The sequence below is a fragment of the Vibrio sp. S234-5 genome, from assembly GCF_000960595.1.
In the GTDB taxonomy this organism is placed as follows: Bacteria; Pseudomonadota; Gammaproteobacteria; order Enterobacterales; family Vibrionaceae; genus Vibrio.
The window spans coordinates 1-389 of the sequence record NZ_JZAM01000229.1; the positions used below are offsets into that span (position 1 = coordinate 1).

1 protein-coding gene and 1 pseudogene are annotated in these 389 nt (G+C 45.5%); both read left to right on the plus strand.

The features are described from left to right. On the plus strand, positions 1 to 191 hold a 191-nt coding region (gene rpsS / locus UF06_RS14380; RefSeq protein WP_045571058.1), incomplete at its 5' end, for a 30S ribosomal protein S19. 10 nt (positions 192 to 201) lie between these two features. Next, positions 202 to 389 (plus strand): annotated as a pseudogene (gene rplV / locus UF06_RS24535) (50S ribosomal protein L22); the annotation flags it as partial.

Sequence of the window (389 nt, forward strand, 5' to 3'; positions counted from 1 at the left end):
CACTTAAGACTTGGTCCCGTCGTTCAATGATCATCCCTACGATGATCGGCTTGACCATCGCTGTCCATAATGGTCGTCAGCACGGTCCAGTTTTCGTTACCGAAGAAATGATCGGTCACAAACTGGGTGAATTCTCACCAACACGTACTTACCGCGGTCACGCTGCGGATAAGAAAGCTAAGAAGCGTTAAGGGGAAAATAATGGAAGCTATTGCTAAACATAACTTTGCTCGCATTTCGCCTCAGAAAGCTCGCTTAGTTGCGGATCTAATTCGTGGTTAATCTGTTGCCCAAGCTCTTGAAATCCTAACTTTCAGCAACAAAAAAGCGGCTGTACTAGTTAAGAAATTTCTAGAGTCTGCTATCTCTAACGCGGAGCACAACGAAGG